Here is a 17,780-nt window from a genome sequence, read left to right as displayed (position 1 = left end):
GTGGAGCTGCATGACAAAGTCATCGGGCATTATCTGAACATAAAACACTATCAATAAGTTGGAGTCATTACCCAATTATCGTTGGAGGGTGATCAAATCGTTCCTGATGCTCTATGAGAAACTTATCACGGTCGATCATAATTTCAATATGTGAATGCATTACTAATCCTTCGGACTCTAACAATTGTGAGTTCGTTACGGTGGTTGAATCGACATAAATACGTCCTTTAGTCCAAGCCGTATCTTTTTTAATTACTAATTTCTGTGTTCGTTCATCACGATACGTAATAAAAAAGTAATTATGTGCAGTATCAATACGCTCACAATCAATACGTTTGATTACAGTCTTGATGCTTGCGCGTATTTCAAGTCGGTCGGTATTTTTTGTATCGTTAATATCAAGCAGTTTGAATTTATCCCATCCGGCTGTGTTCATTTTGACCATTTGATCATCATGAATTTGTTTCTGTTTGAGATATTCAGCCTTCTGGCTTTCCAACTGATCGATAATCTCAGTTAGCTTGTTGATCATCGCTGGTGATTTCGCGGAACCAATCGCAACCATATAGTTCGCGATCTGTTCATTGATATCCGCTATCAGGTTTTCAACCCCTGATTGAACTGGTGCTGACTCAACGAACACCCGATCCGCTAACAACTGCAACAAGGCAAGTTCTAACGTCCTTGCTCGAAATCCCCACTTGGAACACTTCCGGTGTGAATCTCTCGATGAACACACGTACCTGTAAGCAAAAGGCTGGTTCTTCACCGTGGATTTCATCTTGAACATATGACAACCACAATGTTTACAATAAAGAATACCGATACCAGACAACAAAGGGATCTCTGGGTTAGCCTCCTTCAACGGGGCGAACGACTTGTTGCCGATCTGGAACTTCAACCGCTCGTATTCGTCCTTTGTCACAATCGCCGGGTAATAATCATCAAGGGTGAACGATTCACCGTTAACGTTAATCACCTTCTGACCGTGGATCGCTGGCTCGATGATCCTTGATGCATGTTGCATGTTCCACTTACCCCGTGAACGTCCTTCGGTTGGGGCTGGGTGGTTCTCTTGCAGGTAAGCCAGAATCAACCGGTTCGAATAACCTTTCTGTTTAAGCTCGATCAGCTTTTGGGCTATAGGGTAATAAACCGGATGCGGTTTAACGAAACCAGACGAGGAATCGATCCACCACTTATCCTGACCCATTTCCTTAATCGCTACGACCGGATCCCCCGGTTGCCGCTGCTGATGGCGCTTAATCTTGCGTAACGCACTACCAATAGTAAGTTGTGATTTCCTTTCAGATTCTTCGTTAGCCCTGCTGAACAGCATCACCGAAAACATCAGTTGCTGTAGGGTGTCATTAGTTACATTGGTTTCCCGATAAACCTGTTCATCGGAACCCGTTACAACTACGATCCCTTTCAGCAATAAGCTGGTGAATATGTTAACTGCTCTCGTTGCGTTAGCACGAGAGAAACGGTCTAACGATTCGATCAACAGGTATGAACCACGGGGGATTTTGCCGGAATCAACATGCTTTATAAATTCTGATAAAGCCCCTTCTGTTGCGTTTTTACCCTTAAACGCAGAAACCCCGAAATCGTTATATTCTTCAAAGATCTCCAGATTGTGCTCAATAGCAACTTTTTTCACAAGTTTTTCAATACTTGCTTTCTGGCGCTCTATCGATGACCCTTTTGCTTGCCGCTCCGAACTGAATCGAACGTAACTGTACAATCTCGGTTTTATCATATTCAAAACCTGTTAAGAATTACCATAAAACTATCGAAATGGGGTTAAACCGTTCCCTAAAATGATGAAATTCCGATCAATTCTCCAGCTTCAATATCCACGATTTGCTCTGGATATTTTCGCTTTAACATATTAAACAATTCAATCGAAATGTATGGATTCATCCCAACCCAAACCAATTCATCTTTCCAGTAACACGCGTGTTGCGGCTTTATTTTCACGATGGAAACAAACCCGTTTCCACACGGTGATATCAACAGCAGACTGGATCACGATGCACAGGTCAGAAGTACGCGTGAAATATCCGTGTACTTCGGTAGTTGCGCGTTTAACGTTGAACCCGCTAGCAACCAGTTCGGAAAGCGTGGCAAAGAATTTGGCTTTGATCATTTCGTTTAAACCTTTGATTAATATACAATTCAGGGGTGAGGTTAGTTACTTCCCTGTTGATGAGGGTCAATATACCTAAGTGAATACCGATGGCAATATCATCGACTTCGTGGTCTTCGGCATGCTGCACGGCCTCGCGACGAAATGGTATATGGTGCCAGTGGTGGCAGCCATCTGGTTTGCCGGGTACTACGCTATTTTCCGCTTCGCCATTACCCGCTGGAATATCAAAACCCCGGGACGCGATGTGGATACCGCGCCGGCGGCGGAAAAAGTGGCAGGCGCAGTGGGGAAATCGGGTTACAACGTGCCGGCTATTCTCGCCGCGCTTGGCGGCGCGGATAACATCGTCACGCTGGATAACTGCATTACTCGCCTGCGTTTGTCGGTGAAGGATATGTCGCTGGTCGACAGCGCCGCGCTGAAAGCCAACCGCGCCATCGGCGTGGTGCAGCTTAATCAGCATAACTTGCAGGTGGTGATCGGCCCGCAAGTGCAGTCGGTCAAGGATGAGATGGCGAGCCTGATGAACACCGTTCAGGCCTGAAAACTGGCGGCGCGGCTTCAGGCTGCGCCGCTATCAAGAGGTTATATGTTTGATTTCTCGAAAACTGTAGACAGGCACGGCACCTGGTGCACGCAGTGGGATTATGTCGCCGACCGTTTCGGCGCGCCCGACCTGCTCCCCTTCACCATTTCCGATATGGATTTCCCCACAGCCCCCTGCGTGCTGGAGGCGCTGGCGCAGCGGCTAAACCATGGCGTGCTCGGTTACAGCCGCTGGAAAAATGACGATTTTTTGCATGCGGTTACACACTGGTATCAGACTCGCTTTCACTGCCGGATGGACGCGCAAACGCTGGTCTACGGCCCTTCCGTCATTTATATGGTTTCGCAACTTATTCGCCAGTGGTCGGCGCCAGGCGAAGGGGTGCTGATTCACACGCCAGCCTATGACGCTTTTTATAAAGCCATTGCCGGTAATGAACGGCAGGTGCTGGGCGTTCCGCTGCATTATCTTAATGGTGAATGGCAATACGATGAGCAGCAGTTCGAAGCGCAGCTCGCAAGACCCGACTGCAAAATTCTGCTGCTGTGCAGCCCACACAATCCGACAGGCAAAGTCTGGCGCCGCGAGGAGCTACAGCGGATGGCGGCGATGTGCGAACGGCACGGCGTGCGCGTGATAAGCGACGAAATCCATATGGATATGGTCTGGGGAACGGCTGTGCATACGCCCTGGAGCGAAACGGGCGGTAAAAACTGGGCGCTTTTAACCTCCGCGTCCAAGAGCTTTAACATTCCCGCCCTGACCGGCGCTTATGGTTTTATTGCGGATGCGCGCGAAAGAGAACTGTATCTCGCCGCGCTTAAAGGCCGCGACGGCCTTTCATCCCCTGCCGTGCTGGCGCTGGTGGCCCATATTGCCGCCTACCGCGACGGCGCGCCCTGGCTGGATGCGCTTCGCGATTACCTGGAGAGCAACTTACGTTTTGTGGCGCAAGAGCTTAACGGCGCGTTTGCGCAACTCAACTGGCAGCCGCCTGAGGCCACTTATCTCGCCTGGCTCGACCTTCGTTCGCTGGCGCTTGACGATGAGGCGTTACAAAAGTCGCTGATTGAACAAGAGAAAGTGGCCATCATGCCCGGCTATACCTATGGCGACGAAGGCAGGGGCTATGTGCGTCTGAACGTGGGCTGCCCGCGTGCGAAGGTTGAGGATGGCGTTAAGCGCCTGATCCGCGCGATTAATCGCCAGTTATAGACACTTACTGTGCTTTCTTGCCCTGATTTGTTGCGCAACGTAGCTTTCAGGGCGTGATTATTTTTATAATGCTCTGCACTTTATTCTAAAAAAAGAGTGCCATCATGATTGATACCCGCCTCCCGCTGACCGATCTCCACCGCCACCTCGATGGCAATATTCGCGCGCAGACCATCCTTGAGCTGGGCCGCCAGTTTAGCCTCAAACTGCCTGGCGATACGCTTGAAACGCTGCGCCCGCATGTGCAAATCACCAAAAATGAACCTGACCTGGTAAGCTTTCTCGCCAAACTGGACTGGGGCGTTAAAGTGCTTGGCTCGCTGGAAGCCTGCCGCCGCGTGGCGTATGAAAATGTGGAAGACGCAGCGCGCAACGGCCTGCATTACGTCGAGCTGCGTTTTTCGCCAGGCTATATGGCGATGAACCATAACCTGCCGATCGCCGGCGTAGTGGAAGCGGTCGTTGACGGCGTGCGCCAGGGCTGCCGGGATTTCGGCGTTGAGGCGCGGCTGATCGGCATTCTGAGCCGTACTTTTGGCGAAGAAGCCTGCGTGGCGGAACTCGAAGGGCTGCTTGCCCACCGCGACCATATCACTGCGCTCGATTTAGCTGGCGACGAAATCGGCTTTCCGGGCAGCCTTTTTTTAAGCCACTTCAACCGCGGCCGCGACGCGGGCTGGCGTATCACGGTGCATGCGGGCGAAGCAGCAGGCGCCGAGAGCATCTGGCAGGCCATTCGCGAACTGGGCGCAGAGCGTATCGGCCATGGCGTTAAGGCAGTGGAAGATCCGGCGCTGATGGATTTTCTGGCGGAACAAGGCATAGGTATTGAATCCTGCCTCACGTCGAACATTCAGACCAGCACGGTCGCCTCGCTGGCGAGCCACCCGCTCAGGCGTTTCCTGGAGCATGGTATTCTTGCCACGATTAATACCGACGATCCGGGCGTTCAGGGCGTGGATATCGGCCATGAATATACCGTCGCCGCTCCTGCCGCCGGGCTGAGCGCCGCGCAAATCCGCACGGCGCAGGAAAATGGCCTGAAGATCGCCTTCCTCTCGGCGCAGGAAAAGCAGGCGCTGATCGATAAAGTCCGCGCGGCGTAAACTCGCCCTAAAACCCACGGGGCGCGTAAGCCAGCGTCTCTGATATAAAAAAACGCGCCGTTGCTGGCGCGTTTTTATTTACAGCTATTACAGGCAACGGCGTGTCAGGCAAGCGAAAGCGTGGAGCGATGTTTTGCCGACTCGATGCCCAGCTCCAGCAACTCCATGATCTGGATAGCCTGCCGGGCTGGCACCGGGTTTTCGCCCTGCCCGTTTAAGGCGTCGCGCACCCCGGCATAGTAAGCCGGATAGTTTCCCGGTACGGTCAGCAGAGTTTGTTCGTCCAGCTCTTCACCGCGCGCCACCGTCAACACGCCATCGCGCATATCGTAGCCCCAGTCCGCCTGCGGAGGGCGCTCCCCCGCTTTGAGCCGGTCTTCTTGCGGATCGAGGCCAAATTTCACATAGCTGCCCCGCGCGCCGTGAACGATATAACGGGCCGACTCCGCCGCCGCCAGCATAGTGCCATGCAGCACGACCCGGCGCTGCGGATAAGAAAGAATGGCGTGGAAATAGTCGGTGGTCTGCGCGCCAGGGCGCAACTGCGCCAGGTCTACCGTCATGCTGACCGGCAGACCGAAAAGGTTTACCGCCTGATCAAGCAGGTGCGGCCCAAGATCATACCAGATGCCGCTGCCCGGCCCCGCCTGCTCGCGCCAGCGGTCGCGCACCTGAGGACGGTAACGGTCAAAGTGAGATTCAAAGTAAGCCACTTCGCCGAGCGTGCCGTCGGCAATCAGCTGTTTGAGCGTCAGGAAGTCGCTGTCCCAGCGGCGATTGTGGAAAACCGACAACAGCAGCCCCAGGCTTTTCGCCAGCGCATCCAGCTCGCGCGCTTGTGACAACGTCACGGTAAAGGGTTTATCGACCACGACGTGCTTTCCCGCCTCCAGCGCCGCTTTCGCCAGCGGAAAGTGGGTGTCATTGGGGGTAGGAATAACAATCAGGTCAATGTGAGGATCGTTGAAAAGCTGTTTGGGTTCTGCAACCACCGGCACTGAAGGCCAGTCTGCATGAACTTTTGCGGCATCGCTGCTGGAAATTCCCGCAAGCGTCATGCCGGGCGTACCGGCGATCAACGGCGCATGAAACGTTTTACTGGCGTAGCCGTAACCCAGTAATCCGACCCGAATAGTGTCGCTCATCTCTTTTCCTCTGCGTAATGGACAAGCTATTTCACCTCAAACGCCAGTCCGCGACAACACGATATTAAAGTGTTGACCTGCTCGCTTTTTTTCGCCACTAAACCGGCCCTTACAGGGAAAAGTGACCCTGCTCGCAATTCTGAAACCGGTTTCGGAAACCGGTTGCAGCGCTGTTCGCCTCCTGTCTACACTACCTTTACTCTCACCCCTCAAGGAGCGAAACAATGTCTCAATTTCCTGAACATTTTCTCTGGGGCGCCGCTACGGCGGCCTATCAGGTCGAAGGCGGATTCGATGCCGACGGCAAAGGTCCGTCCATCTGGGACGTTTTCGCCCATCAGCCCGGCACCACTTATCAGGGCACTAATGGCGACGTGGCGGTAGATCACTACCACCGTTTTCGCGAAGACGTAGCGCTGATGGCGGAGATGGGCATGCAAAGCTACCGCTTTTCTATCTCCTGGCCCCGCCTGCTGCCGAAGGGCCGCGGCGAAGTGAACGAAGCAGGCGTCGCCTTTTACAGCGACCTTATTGACGCTCTGCTCGAACACAATATCGAGCCGATGATCACGCTCTATCACTGGGATCTGCCGCAGGCGCTACAGGATGAAGGCGGCTGGGAAATGCGCTCTACCGCCGAGGCGTTTGTGGAATATGCCCGCCTTTGCTACGAGCGCTACGGCTCGCGCGTCAAGCTGTGGGCGACCTTTAACGAAACCATCGTGTTTATTGGTCATGGTTATATCACCGGCAGCCATCCGCCGTCGGTGAACGACCCCGCTCGCGCTATTCAGGCCTGCCACCATGTCTTTGTGGCGCATGCGCTGGCGGTGAAGGCATTTCGCGAAAGCGGCATCAACGGCCAGATTGGTTTCGTCAACGTGCTGCAACCCCATACGCCACTGACCGACTCAGCGGAAGATAAAGCCGCTGCCGCGCTGGCTGACGGCATTTATACTCACTGGCTTTATGATCCGGTGCTTAAAGGCGAGTACCCGGCGGAACTGGTCAGCAAAACACAGGCGCTGTGGGGCGTGCCGCGCTTCGCGCCGGGCGACGATAGCCTGCTTAAAGAGAATATCGGCGACTTTATCGGTCTTAACTACTACCGCCGCGAAACCGTCGCGGCGAATCATCAAGACACGCATCTGCAAGCCAACCACAGCGGCGAGCGCAACAGCGGTCACGAGTTCGGCTTTAAAGGGCTGTTTAAATTCGTACGCAATCCCACTGGCGTTTACACCGACTGGGACTGGGAAATCTGGCCGCAGGGCTTAACCGACGGCATTATGCAAATTAAAGCCCGCTACGGCGACGTGCCCATTTATATAACGGAAAACGGGCTTGGCGCCAAAGACCCCATTATTGATGGTGAAATCGTTGACGATGCGCGAATTGATTATTTGCGTATGCACGTCGATGCAATGGAAGAAGCGATGCGCCAGGGCGCGGATGTACGCGGCTATTACCCCTGGTCGTTTATTGATTTATTAAGCTGGCTGAACGGTTATCAAAAACAATATGGATTCGTCTATGTCGATCATCAGGCGAATCTTAACCGTAAACGTAAAAAGAGTTTCTACTGGTATCAGAAGCTTATTGCCAGCCGCGGCGAACAGCGTTAATCTTGCACCCCGTCAGGCGCCACCCGGCGCCTGCACTCTTTGAATGAAAGAATAATCTTAAATGTCGCTTCCGGCGTTTAAGAATTCTGCGCCTCAGTTTGTTTCCATTTATTATTTATCCGGTCTTAGCGGCCCGGTTTACTACGCTTTTTTTTATTTCTGTTACGCGGATACTTTTAAAGATGACAGTTCAGGACTACTTATTAAAATTTCGTAAAATCAGCTCGCTCGAAAGTCTGGAAAAACTGTTCGACCACCTCAATTATACCCTTACCGATAATCAGGAGATGATTAACATGTACCGGGCGGCAGATCACCGGCGCGCCGAACTGGTCTCCGGAGGTCGTCTGTTTGACCTGGGCCAGGTGCCGAAATCGGTCTGGCGCTATGTGCAATAATCACTGCGGGTAGCATTCGGAACAAAAATCCTTATAATTCTGGCACTGTAAATTGCTTGTTGTCATTCATTGGCTCAATACATAACCCGGGAGGTAACATGACCGCCACGCCTGCAATGCGCATCGGAGGCTGGTTACTGGCGCCTCTCGCCTGGCTATTGATGACGCTGCTTAGCACTACGCTCGCGGTAGCCTTTTACCTTCTGGCTGTCGCTTCGCCGCAAACGCACCAGGCGTTAGGCGCGCAAAGCGCTTCGACGGTCGCCCTGTGGTACGCCTCGCTTGTTTTCGCGCTGGCGATGTGGGGCTACACCCTGTGGCTGGCGGTAATGTTTTTTAAACGCCGCGTCGGGGTGCCGAAGCATTACATTATCTGGTTGTTGCTTACCGTTCTGCTGGCCATCAAAACGTTCGCTTTTGCGCCGGTGAGCGATGAGCTGGCATTGCGCCAATTGCTGTTACCGCTGCTGGCGGCAGCTTTGCTGGTGCCTTATTTCAAGCGTTCGAAGCGCGTGAAGCAGACCTTCGTTAACGCTAAATAACCTTACATATTCTCAGTTGTCGCTCCCGGCGCATTGCCTGATAATGAGCGGCTTTTTTCGTATCAGGTCGAATAATGTCTGACTACTTACTCTTATTTGTCGGAACCGTGCTGGTAAATAACTTCGTGCTGGTGAAGTTTCTCGGCTTATGCCCTTTTATGGGGGTATCTAAAAAGCTGGAATCGGCTATCGGCATGGGGATGGCGACCACTTTCGTTATGACGCTTGCCACCATCTTCTCGTGGCTTATCGACCACCTGATTCTGGTGCCGCTGGAGCTGGTCTATCTGCGCACGATGGCCTTTATTCTGGTTATCGCCGTGGTGGTGCAATTCACCGAAATGGTGGTGCGTAAAACCAGCCCGGCGCTCTATCGCCTGCTGGGCATCTATCTGCCGCTTATCACCACCAACTGCGCGGTGCTGGGCGTGGCGCTGCTGAGCATCAATCTTAATCATAACTTCCTGCAATCCGCGCTGTATGGCTTTTCGGCCGCGGTGGGTTTCTCGCTGGTTATGGTGCTGTTTGCCGCCATTCGCGAGCGCCTGGTGGTCGCCGATGTGCCGCTGCCGTTTCGCGGCAACGCCATCGCGCTGGTCACCGCCGGGCTGATGTCGCTGGCGTTTATGGGCTTTAGCGGGCTGGTGAAGTTCTGATGAATATGATTGTCATTGCCGTAATCGCCCTCACCCTGCTGGCGCTGGTTTTCGGCATGCTGCTGGGCTACGCGTCGCGTCGCTTCGCCGCCGAAGAAGACCCGGTGGTGGATCAGGTGGACGATCTCTTGCCTCAGAGCCAGTGCGGCCAGTGCGGCTACCCGGGGTGTCGCCCCTATGCCGAGGCGGTGGCGAACAATGGCGAAAACATCAACCGCTGCGCGCCAGGCGGCGAGGCGGTGATGCTGAAAATCGCCACGCTTCTGAACGTCGAGCCTCAGCCTTGCGACGGTGACGGTGATGCCGCCGCGCCGGAACCGGTGCGTATGCTGGCAGTCATTGACGAGCCGAATTGCATCGGCTGCACCAAGTGTATTCAGGCCTGCCCGGTGGACGCCATCGTCGGCGCAACCCGCGCCATGCACACCGTAGTAAGCGATCTCTGCACCGGCTGCAATCTGTGTGTTGATCCCTGCCCGACTCAATGTATCGAAATGCGCCCGGTCGCCCCAACGCCGGACAGCTGGAAATGGACTTTAGAGACGATTCCGGTGCGCATGATCCCAGTGGAAAACCATGCTTAAGTTATTTTCTGCTTTCCGAAAAGAGAAAATCTGGGACTTCGACGGCGGCATTCATCCGCCCGAGATGAAAACCCAGTCTAACGGCACGCCGCTGCGCCATGTGCCGCTGCCAGGCCGTTTTATCATTCCGCTCAAGCAGCATATCGGCGCGGAAGGCGAACTGTGCGTTAAAGCGGGCGATACCGTGCTTCGCGGTCAGCCCCTGACTCGCGGGCGCGGGCGCATGCTGCCCGTTCACGCGCCGACCTCCGGCACCGTGGTCGCCATTGCCCCGCACTCCACCGCGCACCCTTCCGCCCTGGCGGAGCTGAGCGTTATCATCGAGCCAGACGGCAAAGATGAATGGATTGCCCGGGAAGGCTGGGCCGATTACCAGAACCGCAGCCGCGAAGAGCTTATTACGCGCATTCATCAGTTCGGCGTCGCCGGTCTTGGCGGTGCTGGCTTCCCCACCGGCGCTAAGTTGCAGGGCGGCGGCGATAAAATCGACACGCTGATTATCAATGCGGCGGAGTGCGAACCTTATATTACGGCGGACGATCGCCTGATGCAGGAATGCGCCGCGCAGATTATCGATGGCGTGCGCATCCTGATGCATATTCTGCAACCGCGGGAAGTGCTGATCGGCATCGAAGATAATAAGCCGCAGGCCATCTCCATGATGCGTGCGGTGCTCTCAGGCGAGCACCAGATCCGCCTGCGCGTGATCCCAACGAAATACCCTTCCGGCGGCGCGAAACAGCTTACGCAAATCCTCACCGGCAAACAGGTGCCGCATGGCGGCCGCTCATCTGATATCGGCGTTCTGATGCAGAACGTCGGTACAGCCTATGCGGTTAAACGCGCCGTGATCGATGGCGAACCGCTGACGGAGCGTGTAGTCACGCTGACCGGCGAAGCGGTCTCCCGCCCTGGTAACGTCTGGGCGCGCCTTGGCACGCCGGTAAGCCATCTGCTGGAGTTCGGCGGTTTTATCCCCACGTCCGGGCAACTGGTGATTATGGGCGGCCCGCTGATGGGCTTTACGCTCCCCTTCCTCGACGTCCCGGTAGTGAAAATCACTAACTGCCTGCTGGCGCCGTCTGCAACGGAGATGGGCGAGCAGCAGGAAGAGCAGCACTGCATTCGTTGCAGTGCCTGCGCCGACGCCTGCCCGGCAGATTTGCTGCCGCAACAGCTTTACTGGTTCAGCAAAGGACAGCAGCACGATAAAGCCACGGCGCATAATCTTGCCGACTGCATCGAGTGCGGCGCCTGCGCTTACGTCTGCCCAAGCAATATTCCGCTGGTGCAATATTTCCGTCAGGAAAAAGCGGAAATTCGCGCTATTGCTGAAGAAGAGCGCCGCGCCGCGCAGGCGAAAGCCCGCTTTGAAGCGCGTCAGGCGCGCCTGGAGCGTGAAAAAGCCGCCCGGCTTGAGCGCCATAAGCAGTCTGCCGTACAGCCGACAGGCGAAAACAAAGAGGCCGTGGCCGCAGCGCTTGCGCGGGTTCGCGCCCGTAAAACCGGCGCGGACGAACCGGTTATTGTGCAGGCAGGCGCTAAACCGGATAACAGCGCGGTGATAGCGGAACGGGAAGCGCGCAAGGCGCAGGCTCGCGCCCGCCAGGCGGAGAAAGTTCAGGCGGAAATGGCGGCTAACAGCTCCGTTCCTGCCACCGAGGCCACAGAGCCGGAAGTAATAGCCGACCCGCGCAAAGCCGCGGTTGAGGCCGCCATTGCCCGGGCGAAAGCCCGCAAGGCGGCGACGGCTGAAACCGAAGCCGAAGCGCCGACAGCGGCAGACACCGCGCCGCCAGACCCGCGTAAAGCGGCGGTTGAAGCCGCTATTGCCCGGGCGAAAGCACGCAAGGCGGCGCAAGCGACGGCTGAAACCGAAGCGTTGACAGCGGCCGAAGCCGAAGCGCCGACAGCGGCAGACACCGCGCCCGTAGACCCGCGCAAAGCGGCGGTTGAGGCCGCTATTGCCCGTGCAAAAGCCCGCAAGGCGGCGCAAGCGACGGCTGAAACCGAAGCCGAAGCGCCGACAGCGGCAGAAGCCGCGCCCGTAGACCCGCGCAAAGCGGCGGTTGAAGACGCCATCGCCCGCGCGAAAGCGCGCAAGGCGGCGCAAGCGACGGCTGAAACCGAAGCCGAAGCGCCGACAGCGGCAGAAACCGCGCCCGTCGACCCACGTAAAGCGGCGGTTGAAGCCGCCATCGCCCGGGCGAAAGCGCGCAAGGCGGCGCAGCAGGCTGAGGTGCAGACGGTAGAAACTGACATTGCAGCGGCAGTGAAAGAAGCGGCGCCGCAGGCGCCCGTCGACCCACGTAAAGCGGCGGTTGAAGCCGCCATCGCCCGTGCGAAAGCGCGCAAGGCGGCGCAGCAGGCTGAGGTGCAGACGGTAGAAACTGACATTGCAGCGGCGGTGAAAGAAGCGGCGCCGCAGGCGCCCGTCGACCCGCGCAAAGCGGCGGTTGAAGCTGCCATCGCCCGGGCGAAAGCACGCAAGGCGGCGCAAGCAGAGGCGCAAAACGACGCTTGCAATGCCGCTAATGAAGAAGAAGCAGAAGATCCCCGTAAAGTTGCTGCTGCGATTGCCCGGGTACAGGCTCGCAAAGCTGCTCAGCAGGTTGTAAACGAGGAATAAATGGTTTTCAGAATCGCAAGTTCGCCCTATACGCACAATCAGCGCCAGACGTCGCGCATTATGCTGCTCGTGACGCTCGCTGCCGTGCCGGGCATCGCCGTCCAGACTTATTTTTTTGGCTACGGCACGCTTATTCAGGTATTGCTGGCGATAGCAAGCGCCCTGCTTGCCGAGGCGCTGGTGCTGCGTTTGCGCAAAATATCGGTGAAAGCCATTCTCAGCGATAACTCGGCGCTGCTCACCGGCCTGCTGCTCGGCATCAGCATTCCGCCGCTCGCGCCCTGGTGGCTGGTGGCGCTTGGGACGATTTTCGCCATTATTATCGCCAAGCAGCTTTATGGCGGCCTGGGGCATAACCCTTTTAACCCGGCGATGATTGGCTACGTAGTGCTGCTTATCTCCTTCCCGGTACAGATGACCAACTGGCTGCCGCCGCAGCAGATTGCCGCCACTATTCCGGGATTAACAGACGCGTTGCAGGTGATTTTTCATGGCGCGACGGCAAGCGGCGACACCATGGCGCAACTGCGCCTTGGCGTGGATGGCGTAAGCCAGGCAACACCGCTGGATACATTCAAAACCGGACTGCACGCCGGCCATCCGGCTGCGGAGTTGCTGCAACAGCCCATTTATGGCGCCACACTCGCCGGGCTTGGCTGGCAGTGGGTCAACCTGGCTTATCTGGCAGGCGGCCTTTTCCTGCTCTGGCGCGGCACGATCCGCTGGCATATTCCGGTGAGCTTTATCGCCACGCTGCTGGTGTGCTCAACGCTCGGCTGGTGGCTGGCGCCGGAAAAATTCCTTTCGCCAGTTCTGCACCTGCTTTCAGGCGCGACCATGCTGGGGGCGTTTTTCATTCTTACTGACCCGGTGACAGCCTCCACCACCAACAAAGGCCGTCTGGTCTTCGGCGCGCTCGCCGGTCTGCTGGTATGGCTTATCCGCAGCTTTGGCGGCTACCCGGATGGCGTAGCTTTCGCTGTGTTGCTGGCGAATATTACCGTGCCACTTATCGATTATTACACCCGCCCGCGGGTCTACGGTCATCGTTAAGGAGTTCCTGTGCTTAAGACAATACAAAAACATGGAACGACCCTGGCGGTGTTCGCCGCGTTAACCACAGGCTTAACGGCTATGGTTAATGCGCTGACGAAAACGACCATTGACGACCAGGCGGCGTTGCAGCAAAAACAGCTGTTCGACCAGGTGATACCTGCCGAACTTTACGACAACGATCTGCAAAAGAGCTGTTTTATCGTCACCTCTGCGGCTCTGGGCGCAGGCAACAGGCAGCTATGGGTTGCCCGTAAAGGCGACACGCCTGTCGCGGTGGTGATGCAGGCAACCGCGCCCGACGGTTACTCGGGGGCTATCCAGCTGCTGGTGGGCGCCGATTTCCACGGCAAAGTACTGGGCACGCGCGTGACTGAACACCACGAAACGCCAGGACTTGGCGATAAAATTGAAACCCGCATTAGCGACTGGATCACCTCTTTTGCCGGAAAAACTATCCAGGGCAGCGACGATGCGAACTGGGCGGTAAAAAAAGATGGCGGTCAGTTTGACCAGTTCACCGGCGCCACCATTACTCCCCGCGCCGTAGTAAATGCCGTTAAACGCGCAGGGCTTTATGCCGAAACGCTGCCGTCGCAGCTCAGCGCCCTTCCTTCCTGTGGAGAAAGCGATGAATGACGTAAAATCGATTCTGGTCAACGGCCTGTGGAAAAACAACTCGGCGCTGGTGCAGCTTTTAGGGATGTGCCCGCTGCTGGCGGTGACCTCCACGGCGACCAACGCGCTGGGCCTTGGTCTTGCGACAACGCTTGTGCTGACGCTGACTAACGCTTCGATTTCCGCGTTCCGTAAATGGATGCCTGCTGAAATTCGTATTCCTATTTACGTGATGATAATCGCCGCCGTGGTCAGCATCGTGCAGATGCTGATAAACGCTTACGCGTTCGGTCTGTATCAGTCTCTGGGCATCTTTATTCCACTCATCGTAACCAACTGTATCGTGGTGGGTCGCGCAGAGGCTTTCGCCGCCAAAAACGGCCCGCTGCTGTCGGCGCTGGACGGTTTCGCCATCGGCATGGGCGCCACCGGCGCGATGTTCGTGCTTGGTTCAATGCGTGAAATACTCGGCAACGGCACGCTCTTTGATGGCGCGGATGCGCTGCTGGGCGGCTGGGCGAAAGTATTGCGCGTAGAGGTGTTTCACACCGATACGCCGTTCCTGCTGGCCATGCTGCCGCCGGGGGCATTTATCGGTCTTGGCATGATGCTCGCCGTTAAATATCTGATCGACGAAAAAATGAAGAAGCGTCGTGCGGCGCAGGCGCAAACCGTCGTGATGGCGGGCAAAACGGAAAAAGCCTGATGAACAAAGCGAAACGCATAGAAATACTTTCACGCTTGCGCGCTAACGATCCGCATCCTACCACCGAGCTGAACTTTACTTCGCCTTTCGAACTGCTGATTGCCGTGTTGCTTTCCGCGCAGGCGACAGACGTCAGCGTCAACAAAGCCACCGCCAGGCTCTACCCTGTGGCTAACACGCCGCAGGCGATGCTGGCGCTCGGTGTGGATGGCGTTAAGGAATACATTAAGACCATTGGGCTGTTTAACAGCAAAGCGGAAAACGTCATTAAGACCTGCCGCATTTTGCTTGAGCAGCATGGCGGCGAAGTGCCGGAAGATCGCGCCGCGCTGGAAGCGTTGCCGGGCGTGGGGCGTAAAACGGCGAATGTGGTGCTTAATACCGCTTTCGGCTGGCCTACCATTGCCGTGGATACGCATATTTTCCGTGTCTGTAACCGTACTCAGTTTGCGCCAGGGAAAAATGTCGAGCAGGTAGAAGAGAAGCTGCTGAAGGTGGTTCCGGCTGAGTTCAAGGTGGATTGTCACCACTGGCTTATCTTGCATGGCCGTTACACCTGTATCGCCCGTAAACCCCGCTGCGGTTCTTGCCTGATAGAAGATCTTTGTGAATACAAAGAGAAAGTTTACGCCTGACCTCGCCCCTCTCTTTTACTGCGCCGTTTGCTGTTATTTAAACGCCCGCGTTACAGCGTATTAGCCTTCATTTTCGCATTGCGTCGCCGGTTAAATCCGGCGACAAACCACTTCGCCAGGTTAAATGTTTTTTTTCGACAGGAAATTTCTATAACTTTGTGACACAAATCACATCGATAACATGTCGTTAATTTCATGTTGTAAAAATGAATAAAAATCCGCGCAACCTCAGGAAAGACGCCTGTTTAAGCCGAACAAATATCGGAATTATCGCTCATGCCAGGTCACATCCGCTGGCTTGCGGGCAAATCAGCAGAATATATAACTTAATGACCACAAAAAATGGCTTTGATCAGATAAAATACCTGTTATTAAGGTTAACAAAAAATTTAACGCTAGTTCCTGTTTCGTTTTTACAGGGTTTATCCTGGCTGGGTTAAATGTAACGGATTATTACAAAGGTATTGCCTGACAGCCCAGGATAGTGAACATTACCCGCCGTTTCTCACCCTAATAAAAATAAAGCGCAGGCTGCTCCAGCCATGCGCCGGCCAGACTCCCGTTACTACGGGACGTAAAAAAAGAGGTATATGTGTCGACTGCAAACAATAAACCAGCAGAAAGCGTCAGCTTAAACGCTTTCAAACAACCGAAATCGTTCTATCTCATTTTCTCTATCGAATTATGGGAGCGTTTTGGTTACTACGGCCTGCAAGGGATCATGGCCGTGTACCTGGTCAAACAGCTGGGTATGTCCGAAGCGGATTCCATCACTCTGTTCTCCTCATTCAGCGCACTGGTTTACGGCCTGGTCGCCATCGGCGGCTGGCTTGGCGATAAAGTGCTGGGCACCAAGCGCGTTATTTTCCTGGGCGCCACGGTGCTGGCGATTGGCTATGCGCTGGTGGCCTGGTCCGGGCACGACGCCGCTATCGTTTATATGGGGATGGCAACCATCGCCGTAGGTAATGGCCTGTTTAAAGCTAACCCTTCTTCGCTGCTTTCGACTTGCTATTCAAAAGACGACCCGCGTCTCGACGGCGCTTTCACCATGTATTACATGGCGATCAACATCGGTTCGTTCTTCTCCATGCTGGCGACGCCGTGGCTTGCGGCGAAATTCGGCTGGAGCGTAGCGTTCGCGCTGAGCGTAGTGGGTATGGTTATTACTATCATCAACTTCGCTTTCTGCCGTCACTGGGTAAAAGATTACGGTTCCAAACCCGATTTCCAGCCGTTGCAGTTTGGTAAGCTTTTCGCCACCATCGCAGGCGTTGTGGTGCTGGTCGCCATCGCCACGTGGCTGCTGCATAACCAGGGGATCGCACGTATCGCGCTGGGCGTGATTGCGCTGGGCATCGTGATTATTTTCGGTAAAGAAGCCTTTGCCATGCACGGCGCGGCGCGTCGTAAAATGATCGTCGCGTTTATCCTGATGCTGGAAGCGGTTGTCTTCTTCGTGCTTTACAGCCAGATGCCAACTTCGCTTAACTTCTTCGCCATTCGCAACGTTGAACATTCCATTCTGGGCATCGCGTTCGAACCGGAGCAGTATCAGGCGCTGAACCCGTTCTGGATTATGATCGGCAGCCCGATTCTTGCGGCTATCTATAACAAGATGGGCGACCGCCTGCCGATGCCGCATAAATTCGCCATCGGCATGGTGCTCTGCTCTGGCGCGTTCCTCGTGCTGCCGCTGGGTGCGAAGTTTGCAAGCGATGCGGGCATCGTCTCTGTTAACTGGCTTATCCTGAGCTACGCCCTGCAAAGTATCGGCGAGCTGATGATCTCCGGTCTGGGCCTTGCCATGGTCGCGCAACTGGTACCGCAGCGCCTGATGGGCTTCATCATGGGCAGCTGGTTCCTGACGACCGCGGGCGCGGCCATCATCGCCGGTAAAGTAGCAAACCTGATGGCGGTGCCGGAGAACGTAACCGACCCGCTGATGTCACTGGAAGTTTATGGCCGCGTCTTTATGCAGATTGGTATCGCAACAGCCGTTATCGCTGTGCTGATGCTGCTGACCGCGCCGAAACTGAACCGTATGACGCAGGATGATGACAAAGCGGCGAAAGCGTCTAAAACCGCAACGGCGTAATGTCTTATAGCGAAACAATTTTCAGCCGCTAACCTTTGGGTTAGCGGCTTTTTTTTTGCCCGAACGGG

The 17,780-nt window shown here is 55.4% G+C and carries 16 protein-coding genes and 1 pseudogene; 14 read left to right on the top strand and 3 right to left on the bottom strand.

Annotated features, from left to right (window positions below; translation table 11 throughout):
* Window positions 1–67: 67 nt before the first annotated feature.
* Both DW56_RS11745 and DW56_RS11740 read right to left on the bottom strand, forming a co-directional pair.
* On the bottom strand, window positions 68–1,762 hold the full coding sequence (locus DW56_RS11745) for a recombinase family protein (RefSeq protein WP_024554380.1): 1,695 nt from the start codon (window positions 1,760–1,762) through the stop codon (window positions 68–70).
* Window positions 1,763–1,942: 180 nt separating this feature from the next.
* On the bottom strand, window positions 1,943–2,152 hold the full coding sequence (locus DW56_RS11740; protein ID WP_024554381.1) for a hypothetical protein: 210 nt from the start codon (window positions 2,150–2,152) through the stop codon (window positions 1,943–1,945).
* 82 nt (window positions 2,153–2,234) lie between these two features.
* Between DW56_RS11740 and DW56_RS11735 the strand changes: the two are divergent.
* The 3 genes and pseudogenes from DW56_RS11735 to add all read left to right on the top strand — a co-directional run.
* Window positions 2,235–2,699 (top strand): annotated as a pseudogene (locus DW56_RS11735) (glucose PTS transporter subunit EIIB); the annotation flags it as partial.
* Between the two features lie 45 nt (window positions 2,700–2,744).
* Complete coding sequence (locus tag DW56_RS11730) at window positions 2,745–3,917, top strand: MalY/PatB family protein (RefSeq protein WP_024554383.1); 1,173 nt, start codon at window positions 2,745–2,747, stop codon at window positions 3,915–3,917.
* 104 nt (window positions 3,918–4,021) lie between these two features.
* Window positions 4,022–5,023, top strand: coding sequence for an adenosine deaminase (add, locus tag DW56_RS11725; RefSeq protein ID WP_024554384.1), 1,002 nt, complete (start codon window positions 4,022–4,024; stop codon window positions 5,021–5,023).
* Window positions 5,024–5,127: 104 nt separating this feature from the next.
* Here add and DW56_RS11720 read toward each other — a convergent pair whose 3' ends face one another.
* Window positions 5,128–6,168, bottom strand: coding sequence for an oxidoreductase (locus DW56_RS11720; RefSeq protein ID WP_024554385.1), 1,041 nt, complete (start codon window positions 6,166–6,168; stop codon window positions 5,128–5,130).
* 224 nt (window positions 6,169–6,392) lie between these two features.
* Here DW56_RS11720 and DW56_RS11715 point away from each other — a divergent pair, with 224 nt between their 5' ends.
* From DW56_RS11715 to dtpA, 11 genes are all read left to right on the top strand, one after another.
* The gene (locus tag DW56_RS11715) at window positions 6,393–7,793 is read left to right on the top strand and encodes a GH1 family beta-glucosidase (protein WP_024554386.1); all 1,401 of its coding nucleotides are present in this window, start codon (window positions 6,393–6,395) and stop codon (window positions 7,791–7,793) included.
* A 182-nt stretch (window positions 7,794–7,975) separates the two neighbouring features.
* The gene (gene ydgT / locus DW56_RS11710) at window positions 7,976–8,191 is read left to right on the top strand and encodes a transcription modulator YdgT (RefSeq protein ID WP_024554387.1); all 216 of its coding nucleotides are present in this window, start codon (window positions 7,976–7,978) and stop codon (window positions 8,189–8,191) included.
* A gap of 98 nt (window positions 8,192–8,289) precedes the next feature.
* On the top strand, window positions 8,290–8,733 hold the full coding sequence (locus tag DW56_RS11705; protein ID WP_024554388.1) for a DUF2569 domain-containing protein: 444 nt from the start codon (window positions 8,290–8,292) through the stop codon (window positions 8,731–8,733).
* 74 nt (window positions 8,734–8,807) lie between these two features.
* Window positions 8,808–9,389: an electron transport complex subunit RsxA gene (gene rsxA, locus DW56_RS11700; RefSeq protein WP_024554389.1), complete on the top strand. Its 582-nt coding sequence runs from the start codon at window positions 8,808–8,810 to the stop codon at window positions 9,387–9,389.
* Window positions 9,389–9,973 (top strand): electron transport complex subunit RsxB, encoded by a 585-nt coding sequence (rsxB, locus tag DW56_RS11695; RefSeq protein ID WP_024554390.1) that lies wholly within the window; start codon window positions 9,389–9,391, stop codon window positions 9,971–9,973. The genes rsxA and rsxB overlap by 1 nt, the downstream gene beginning before the upstream one ends.
* Complete coding sequence (gene rsxC, locus DW56_RS11690; RefSeq protein WP_024562003.1) at window positions 9,966–12,602, top strand: electron transport complex subunit RsxC; 2,637 nt, start codon at window positions 9,966–9,968, stop codon at window positions 12,600–12,602. Before rsxB ends, rsxC begins: the two co-directional genes overlap by 8 nt.
* A complete protein-coding gene (gene rsxD, locus DW56_RS11685; RefSeq protein ID WP_024552247.1) occupies window positions 12,603–13,655 on the top strand; it encodes an electron transport complex subunit RsxD in 1,053 nt (350 codons plus the stop codon).
* A 9-nt stretch (window positions 13,656–13,664) separates the two neighbouring features.
* Entirely contained in the window at window positions 13,665–14,294 is a 630-nt protein-coding gene (gene rsxG, locus DW56_RS11680; RefSeq protein ID WP_024552246.1) for an electron transport complex subunit RsxG, read from the top strand.
* A complete protein-coding gene (locus DW56_RS11675) occupies window positions 14,287–14,979 on the top strand; it encodes an electron transport complex subunit E (protein WP_024552245.1) in 693 nt (230 codons plus the stop codon). Before rsxG ends, DW56_RS11675 begins: the two co-directional genes overlap by 8 nt.
* Window positions 14,979–15,614 carry an endonuclease III gene (gene nth / locus DW56_RS11670; RefSeq protein WP_024552244.1) on the top strand — a complete coding sequence of 212 codons (636 nt, stop codon included), beginning with the start codon at window positions 14,979–14,981 and terminating at the stop codon, window positions 15,612–15,614. The genes DW56_RS11675 and nth overlap by 1 nt, the downstream gene beginning before the upstream one ends.
* 592 nt (window positions 15,615–16,206) lie before the next feature.
* Window positions 16,207–17,712, top strand: coding sequence for a dipeptide/tripeptide permease DtpA (gene dtpA, locus DW56_RS11665; protein WP_024552243.1), 1,506 nt, complete (start codon window positions 16,207–16,209; stop codon window positions 17,710–17,712).
* The last annotated feature ends 68 nt before the right edge of the window (window positions 17,713–17,780 follow it).

The organism is Franconibacter helveticus LMG 23732 (assembly GCF_000463115.2).
Classification (GTDB): Bacteria; Pseudomonadota; Gammaproteobacteria; order Enterobacterales; family Enterobacteriaceae; genus Franconibacter; species Franconibacter helveticus.
Note: the sequence above shows the minus strand (reverse complement) of the source record. Positions and strands in the feature narration are given on the sequence as shown.

What these genes read in the sequence shown, in the direction of transcription:
- DW56_RS11745 (WP_024554380.1), bottom strand. Translation starts at nt 1,762, where the DNA reads ATGATAAAACCGAGATTGTACAGTTACGTTCGATTCAGTTCGGAGCGG.
- DW56_RS11740 (WP_024554381.1), bottom strand. Translation starts at nt 2,152, where the DNA reads ATGATCAAAGCCAAATTCTTTGCCACGCTTTCCGAACTGGTTGCTAGC.
- DW56_RS11730 (WP_024554383.1), top strand. Translation starts at nt 2,745, where the DNA reads ATGTTTGATTTCTCGAAAACTGTAGACAGGCACGGCACCTGGTGCACG.
- add (WP_024554384.1), top strand. Translation starts at nt 4,022, where the DNA reads ATGATTGATACCCGCCTCCCGCTGACCGATCTCCACCGCCACCTCGAT.
- DW56_RS11720 (WP_024554385.1), bottom strand. Translation starts at nt 6,168, where the DNA reads ATGAGCGACACTATTCGGGTCGGATTACTGGGTTACGGCTACGCCAGT.
- DW56_RS11715 (WP_024554386.1), top strand. Translation starts at nt 6,393, where the DNA reads ATGTCTCAATTTCCTGAACATTTTCTCTGGGGCGCCGCTACGGCGGCC.
- ydgT (WP_024554387.1), top strand. Translation starts at nt 7,976, where the DNA reads ATGACAGTTCAGGACTACTTATTAAAATTTCGTAAAATCAGCTCGCTC.
- DW56_RS11705 (WP_024554388.1), top strand. Translation starts at nt 8,290, where the DNA reads ATGACCGCCACGCCTGCAATGCGCATCGGAGGCTGGTTACTGGCGCCT.
- rsxA (WP_024554389.1), top strand. Translation starts at nt 8,808, where the DNA reads ATGTCTGACTACTTACTCTTATTTGTCGGAACCGTGCTGGTAAATAAC.
- rsxB (WP_024554390.1), top strand. Translation starts at nt 9,389, where the DNA reads ATGAATATGATTGTCATTGCCGTAATCGCCCTCACCCTGCTGGCGCTG.
- rsxC (WP_024562003.1), top strand. Translation starts at nt 9,966, where the DNA reads ATGCTTAAGTTATTTTCTGCTTTCCGAAAAGAGAAAATCTGGGACTTC.
- rsxD (WP_024552247.1), top strand. Translation starts at nt 12,603, where the DNA reads ATGGTTTTCAGAATCGCAAGTTCGCCCTATACGCACAATCAGCGCCAG.
- DW56_RS11675 (WP_024552245.1), top strand. Translation starts at nt 14,287, where the DNA reads ATGAATGACGTAAAATCGATTCTGGTCAACGGCCTGTGGAAAAACAAC.
- nth (WP_024552244.1), top strand. Translation starts at nt 14,979, where the DNA reads ATGAACAAAGCGAAACGCATAGAAATACTTTCACGCTTGCGCGCTAAC.